We start from the raw sequence: 7,095 nt of genomic DNA on the forward strand, positions 1-7,095 counted from the left end.
TTAATAGAGCAATTACAAGCTCAAGTTGAACATCACATATTACCGATAAAACAGGAGCGGGCGTATCCGAGATGTGTGAAACCAAAACCCAGTAAATACCCCAATAAAAAACGCCAGTCAGCTGTTAACTGACTGGCATTAAGCTAATTAGCTCCTTTTTTGCGAAGGAAAGAAAGGGAACATTTCTATCAAACACGACTCTCTATTAGGTAAACTTTATTAAGTAAACATTGGGCTAACAATCCCATTTGTCCAAAGCATAGCTGTTACAGCTAAAATAATAACCAGTAATATTAATCCACACGTTACTACCGAGCTGGCGTAAATAAAGCCACGCTCTTCTGGGATATGCATAAGTATTGGTACGCCGGTGTAGAGTAAATAAACCGAGTAAGCCAGTGCAATAATTCCAATACACACTACAAACCAAAGTACAGGCCAAAAAGCGGCGAGTGCCGACATAAACACTGGTGTTGCAGTATATGCTGCAAGTTCAAGTGTTTGTGTAAATGTAGGTTTAGAGCCAAATGTAACCGCCATCCAATGGGCTAAATACGCCAATGCAAAAACACCCGCTATTAAAGCAAAATACATTGCACCTGCAATTAGCAGTGCACTATCGTGCGTTAAAAATACGGGATTGCCTGCACCTATACTCCATCCTAAATAAACAGATGAGTAGTAGCCCATTATTGAAGGAAATAAAGCAATCAGTAAAATATGCGACAAACTATAGGTTAAACTTTCATGGCGATTATCTATTGTTTGCCATTCTTCAAGTGGGTGAGCATAAATGCCCCAGAGGTGATTTAGTATCATAGTACTTACTCCATAAAAGGAACGTATTATTGTTTTGGTTGGTTTATTTTTATACAGTCTATGTACAGTTATGGTTCACTTATTTTGCAAAGTCAAGTTAACTCGTTATTAACATTTAGACGCAGATAAGGGCTTTGATTTATCCCAAGCAAAATTTCGTGTTAAAATAACGGTCTATCAAATTTATTTAGTAATGAGCAGTCAACGTGCCACATAGCCAACTTTTAGAGCCGATTAATAACTTTTTATTGTGTACCACCCCAGAGCAATGGGTGGAGCAAGCAATTAAAAAAGAAAACTTATCAGTCATTTTAATAGATCACTTAATTTGTGAATTAAAAGCAGCTCAAAGTGCGATGTTTTTAATACGTAAATACGCGGTAGATAAAGAGGGTAGTGATGCATTACTCGAGTGGCTAAAGCCATTTGAAACGCTTATTTACAAACGAGAAGGGAATTGGCGCGATCTGGCTGCTAAAAATAAGCTCACTAAATCAATAATTCCTAAATCGAGTTCTCCATACGGGCAAGGTCTAATCGATAAAATGGTTTTGCTGATAAAAGAAGAGCTGCATCACTTTTATCAAGTGCTCGAAATTATGGACGAGTACGGTGTTGAGTATCAAAGTATTACACCATGTCGTTACGCAAAAGGCATGCTCCGTCATGTTAAAACGTTCGAGCCCGATGCATTAGTCGATAAGCTAATAGTAGGCGCTTATATTGAGGCGCGTTCGTGTGAGCGTTTTGCAAAGCTTGCACCGCATGTTGACAAACGTTTAGGTGATTTTTATATTTCGTTGTTACGTTCAGAAGCGCGTCATTACCAAGATTATTTAACTCTAGCGCAAGAAATTGCTGATTTTGATATTACCGATCGCGTAAACTTTTTTGGTGAAAAAGAAAAAGAGTTAATTTCGACAACCGATACTGATTTTAAATTTCACAGCGGTGTTCCAATAGCGCAAAGCTAATTTTCTTTTAAAAAATTAATATATTCTGCTATTTTCTGATTGCTGAAATTATGTTTTTTCATAATATCAGCAATACTTCCATTTTCTACTATTGCATCAATCCCCCTATTAAACTTTTGTAAATATTCTTTAGCTCTATAGTTTGATTGAGAAACAACTAAATATAACTTGTGAGTAGCAAGATCGGGTAACAAGTACTCAATTTTATTCTTATCTAAATTAACTTCTGTACTGTACTCAAGCCAATACTTGCCAACCTCTTTAGTGCCTGCGACCAGATCAATACGCCCTTGTTGCAGTAAGTATAAGCTAGTAGGGAGGCTTTTAGTGGACGTGATTGCCAATTCGGTGTTTCTAGTGAATTCTTGGCTTATAAAAGCGCTATCTTCTTTACCAATACTATAAGGTACTAATGATTGAGTGGTGCCATCAAAATTAATTGTACTTTCTTTTCGTTTAAAAATTCCAGTGTGGGCACGTGCAAGTGGACGAGAATAATAAAAAACCTCATTCCGCTTTGCAGAATAAAAAGCGCCTAAAATAGCTGTTTTTCTCTTTTTTTCTAATAATTTTAAAGCGCGATCCCATGTGGTAAATTCTATTTCACTATTAATACCTTGTGTTATAAGGGCCGCGCGGGTTATCTCATAGAGCCAGCCGTTTTTAGGTAAGTCATTACTAAAGTATGGGGGAAAGTTCTCAGTAACAATTTGCCATGTTTGCTCGCATAATGCCTTTGTTGGAATAACAGTCACTAGGATGAAAATTATCAGCTTTATCATTTAGCCCCTCACTTTTATTAAACTTTACTGAACAAGAGTAGTCAGAATTCGAAATTATGCGAAAGGCGTGTTGATTAACTCTTGTGATTTGGGGGTGACCACGAAATAAGAGCCTTGGGTATACCAGTCACCTAGCACTGTGCGAGTAAGTGTTTGTTCATTAACTTTATACGTATGAACATTAGGGCGATGAGTATGACCATGAATCATATTCGTAACGTTATGTTTGGCAAAGGTGGCAAGTACAGCCTCATCGACAACGTCTAAAATTTCGATAGGTTTATCAACTTGGCTTAACTTACTTTTTTCGCGGGCATTACGCGCTATTTTTTTACGATACCAAAGTGGCATTGCAAGCATCAATTTTGGCCACCACCAACCACGGCTCTTTTTACGAAAGTTTTGATATTCAGTGTCTTGAGTGCACATTTCGTCGCCATGTAAAATAACGGTAGGCGTGCCATATAAATCAATGACTGTTTGTTCATCGAGTAATGTCATTGCGGCCATGTCGGCATATTGCTTGCGCATAATGAAATCACGATTGCCATGAATAAAATAAACAGGTGTGCCACCATCATTAACGGCGCTTAAATGTTTTGCTACATCGGCACTCAGTGCAGTAATGTAGTCATCTCCAACCCATACTTCAAAAAAATCACCCAAAATATAAAGTGCATCTACATCTTTATTTAATATATGTGTATTTAAAAAGTCAAAAAATGCAGCGCTAATGTCGGGGCGGTTTTCACTTAGGTGTAAATCTGCAATAAAGTAAGTTTGGCGAGTCATAGGTCAGTCTATTCTAGTTTTAAAAAAACGGGCATATACTAATAGTACACACCCGCTTATATACTCACATAATATGAGTAAACGTTACTAGTTAACAGTAACGCTTTCGATGATCACATCTTCAAGAGGTACGTCTTGGTGAAAACCAGTACTACCTGTTGCAACTGCTTTAATCTTATTTACTACGTCCATGCCTTCTACTACTTCAGCAAAAACACAATAACCCCAACCTTGCGATGTTTCGCTGCTGTGGTTTAAAAAGTCGTTGTTGTTCACGTTAATGAAAAACTGTGCTGTAGCTGAATGAGGATCAGGTGTACGTGCCATAGCTAAAGTGCCTACTTTATTAGACAGGCCATTATTCGCTTCATTCTGAATTGGGTCGTTTACTTCTTTTTGTTCCATACCTGGAACAAAACCACCGCCTTGAACCATAAAACCATCGATTACACGATGAAAGATAGTGCCGTTGAAAAAATCAGCATTTGCATACTCTAAAAAGTTTTTAACTGTGTTTGGAGCTTCTTGCTCAAACATTTTAATGGTGATGTCACCAAAATTAGTGTGTAGAACAACCATGTGTTTTCCTATATCCGGTTTAAATATTGGCGCTATTTTATCGTAGTTGGCTAAGATTAACAAAGTAGATGTTTGGTTTGTTATAAAGCGCTAGAGCAGGGGCTTTTCAAGTGGTAACATAACTGTTCAAGTAAATAGTCAAGGACTCAAAGTAAATGGTAAATATATACAACACACTCACGCGACAAAAAGAGCAATTTAAACCTATGGTCGAAGGAAAAATCGACATGTATGTGTGTGGTATCACCATTTATGATTACTGCCATATTGGACACGCTCGTACTTTTGTAGGTTTTGACGTTATTGTGCGCTACTTACGCCATATTGGTTACGATTTGAAATATGTACGTAACATTACAGATATCGACGATAAAATAATTAAACGTGCGAACGAAAATGGTGAGTCAATAAACGACTTAACTGTGCGCATGACTAAAGCGATGCATGAAGATTTTGATAGCCTAAATATGTTACGCCCAGATATTGAACCAACAGTTACAAGCCATATGGATGAAATTATCGTTATGGTTAAGCGCTTGATTGAAAAAGGCCATGCCTATGTCGCAGCCGACGGCGATGTTTTGTTTGATGTATCAACGTTTGAGCAATACGGTGCACTTTCTCAGCAAGATTTGACTATGTTGCAATCAGGCTCTCGCGTTGAAGTAGCGCAAGATAAAGACGATCCACTTGATTTTGTGTTATGGAAAAAAGCAAAAGCAGGTGAACCATCATGGTCATCACCTTGGGGTGAAGGGCGTCCGGGTTGGCATATTGAATGTTCGGCAATGAGCTCAAAGCACTTAGGTGAGCATTTTGATATTCACGGTGGGGGGTCTGATTTACAGTTTCCACATCATGAAAACGAAATTGCCCAATCGTGCTGTGCAAACAACGGCAAGTATGTAAATACATGGATACATACTGGCATGGTTCAAGTAAACAAAGAAAAAATGTCTAAGTCGTTAGATAACTTCTTTACAGTGCGTGAAGTTTTAAAAGCATACGATCCTGAATCTGTTCGTTACTTTTTAATTTCAGGTCATTACCGCAGCCAACTAAATTACTCACAAGAAAATTTAGACCAAGCGCGTTCATCACTTGAGCGCATTTATACAGCGCTTCGTGATGTCGAACCGGTAGAGTGCGATTTAGAAGGTAATGAGTTTGTTGCTAAATTTAGAAAAGCAATGAATGACGACTTTAATACACCAGAAGCACTACCTGTGTTGTTCGAACTTGCTAAAGAATTAAACCGCGTAAAAGAAAGTGACGCAGTTCAAGCTGGGCAACTTGCGTTTATATTACGCAGTATTGGTAACGTTTTAGGTGTTGCTCAACAAGCACCGGAAGCCTTTTTACAAGGCGGGCAAGATGACGACGAAGTTGCGACAATTGAAGCATTAATTGTAAAACGTAATGAAGCACGTGCGAGTAAAAACTGGGCTGCTGCTGATGAAGCACGTGATGCGCTTAATGCGTTAGGTGTAATACTTGAAGATTCAGCCGGTAAAACAACGTGGCGTAAAGCGTAAGCGTTTAAAGTAATTCACGTTCAACTAAAAAAGGGTTGCCAAATGGCAACCCTTTTTTGATTTTTTAACAGCTTAGCTGTGATATTTCTCACACGCTTCAAGTGTGTTTTCAATTAAGCTCGCGACCGTCATCGGGCCAACGCCACCTGGTACAGGTGTAATAAAATGCGCTTTTTGTTCAGCCACACTGTATTGAACATCACCGACTAATTTACCCGTATCTAAACGGTTAATGCCTACATCGATGACTATAGCGCCTTCTTTTATCCAATCTCCAGGTATAAATTCAGGTTTACCGACAGCCACAACTAATAAGTCAGCGCGGCGAACATGCGTTTCTAAGTCTTGAGTAAACTTATGGCATACTGTGGTTGTACAACCGGCTAATAAAAGCTCTAACGACATTGGACGACCCACAATATTTGATGCGCCAACGACAACTGCATGCATACCTTTATAACGTACGCCCGTAGAATCAAGTAATGTAATAATACCTTTTGGCGTACATGGGCGAAGAGCAGGCATACGTTGTGCTAATCGGCCAATGTTATATGGATGAAATCCATCAACATCTTTATGTGGGGTAATACGTTCTAAAATCTTTTCAGCATCAAGACCTTTGGGCAGTGGTAACTGCACTAAAATTCCATCAACTTCGGCATCATTATTTAGCTCGTCAATTAAATCTAAAAGAGTTTGCTCTTGCGTGTCTGCTGGTAAATCAAATGATTTGGAGATAAAACCTACTTCTTCACAGGCTTTACGTTTTGAACCAACATAAACTTGGCTTGCTGGATCAAGTCCAACAAGTACTACTGCAAGTCCTGGTGCACGTAAACCATTTGCTACACGTTCACTTACGCGTTCTGCTACAGCGCTACGTACTTGTTTTGCGATTGCCTTACCATCAATGATGTTTGCCGTCATGGGTGACCTTTAATTGGGGTTAATTAACTAGATACCGATACTCTAAAAACGAATGCATAATAAAATAGGGGTAAAAATGCTAATAAAGAAAACGTACTCTTTATTTAACTCGTTTTATAATGTGCCTACTATTTTCGCAGAAAAGCATAGCAGCGCCAAGTTGCTTTTAATGTATATAACATTTGAGTTATTAAATAGTTTGAATTTCAGCCTACTATTGTAATATTTAACCATTGTGCACTAAAAATGAGCACTTGATTGGTTTTATTAAAAAAACGTTTGACCTAACCCCGTCAAATCACTATTATGCACCCCGTTGTCAACGAGGTCACTCGCAAACAATAGTAAGTATCGGCGATTAGCGCAGTTTGGTAGCGCACTTGGTTTGGGTCCAAGGGGTCGCAGGTTCAAATCCTGCATCGCCGACCATTTTTTTATAATTTATTATAATCGAATAGCTTATTGGTAAACTACGAAGTTTTCGATGCGCCCATAGCTCAGCTGGATAGAGCAACGCCCTTCTAAGGCGTGGGTCGAAGGTTCGAATCCTTCTGGGTGCACCATTTGAAACATGTAAATATAGCGGTGATTGTAGCTCAGTTGGTAGAGCCCCGGATTGTGATTCCGGTTGTCGTGGGTTCGAGCCCCATCAGTCACCCCATTTACAACGAATATCGGCGATTAGCG

General features: G+C 38.9%; 7 protein-coding genes and 3 tRNA genes. 5 read left to right on the forward strand and 5 right to left on the reverse strand.

Translation table 11 applies throughout. The features are described from left to right. Positions 1-219: 219 nt before the first annotated feature. Positions 220-819 (reverse strand): Yip1 family protein, encoded by a 600-nt coding sequence (locus tag P20495_RS01700; RefSeq protein ID WP_007580923.1) that lies wholly within the window; start codon positions 817-819, stop codon positions 220-222. Between the two features lie 206 nt (positions 820-1,025). On the opposite strand from P20495_RS01700, the gene miaE reads away from it, so the two are divergent. Continuing rightward, entirely contained in the window at positions 1,026-1,793 is a 768-nt protein-coding gene (gene miaE, locus P20495_RS01695) for a tRNA isopentenyl-2-thiomethyl-A-37 hydroxylase MiaE (RefSeq protein ID WP_008139048.1), read from the forward strand. On the opposite strand, the gene P20495_RS01690 is transcribed toward miaE, so the two are convergent. From P20495_RS01690 to P20495_RS01680, 3 genes are all read right to left on the reverse strand, one after another. Next, positions 1,790-2,575: an ABC transporter substrate-binding protein gene (locus P20495_RS01690; protein ID WP_008139049.1), complete on the reverse strand. Its 786-nt coding sequence runs from the start codon at positions 2,573-2,575 to the stop codon at positions 1,790-1,792. The two genes, miaE and P20495_RS01690, sit on opposite strands and share 4 nt — an antisense overlap. Positions 2,576-2,629: 54 nt before the next feature. Then, positions 2,630-3,367, reverse strand: coding sequence for a UDP-2,3-diacylglucosamine diphosphatase (locus tag P20495_RS01685; protein ID WP_008139050.1), 738 nt, complete (start codon positions 3,365-3,367; stop codon positions 2,630-2,632). 87 nt (positions 3,368-3,454) lie between these two features. Next, a complete protein-coding gene (locus tag P20495_RS01680; RefSeq protein WP_007580931.1) occupies positions 3,455-3,946 on the reverse strand; it encodes a peptidylprolyl isomerase in 492 nt (163 codons plus the stop codon). Positions 3,947-4,101: 155 nt separating this feature from the next. On the opposite strand from P20495_RS01680, the gene cysS reads away from it, so the two are divergent. After that, positions 4,102-5,481 carry a cysteine--tRNA ligase gene (cysS, locus tag P20495_RS01675; RefSeq protein WP_007580933.1) on the forward strand — a complete coding sequence of 460 codons (1,380 nt, stop codon included), beginning with the start codon at positions 4,102-4,104 and terminating at the stop codon, positions 5,479-5,481. 72 nt (positions 5,482-5,553) lie between these two features. On the opposite strand, the gene folD is transcribed toward cysS, so the two are convergent. Continuing rightward, positions 5,554-6,408, reverse strand: a complete 855-nt coding sequence (gene folD, locus P20495_RS01670; protein ID WP_002958348.1) for a bifunctional methylenetetrahydrofolate dehydrogenase/methenyltetrahydrofolate cyclohydrolase FolD — start codon at positions 6,406-6,408, stop codon at positions 5,554-5,556. Between the two features lie 352 nt (positions 6,409-6,760). On the opposite strand from folD, the gene P20495_RS01665 reads away from it, so the two are divergent. From P20495_RS01665 to P20495_RS01655, 3 genes are all read left to right on the forward strand, one after another. Further along, positions 6,761-6,837: transfer RNA gene (locus tag P20495_RS01665), tRNA-Pro, on the forward strand. Between the two features lie 57 nt (positions 6,838-6,894). Further along, positions 6,895-6,971, forward strand: a tRNA-Arg gene (locus P20495_RS01660). Positions 6,972-6,993: 22 nt separating this feature from the next. Next, a tRNA-His gene (locus P20495_RS01655) sits at positions 6,994-7,069 on the forward strand. The last annotated feature ends 26 nt before the right edge of the window (positions 7,070-7,095 follow it).

The organism is Pseudoalteromonas sp. BSi20495 (genome assembly GCF_000241185.1).
GTDB classification, from domain to species: Bacteria; Pseudomonadota; Gammaproteobacteria; order Enterobacterales; family Alteromonadaceae; genus Pseudoalteromonas; species Pseudoalteromonas fuliginea.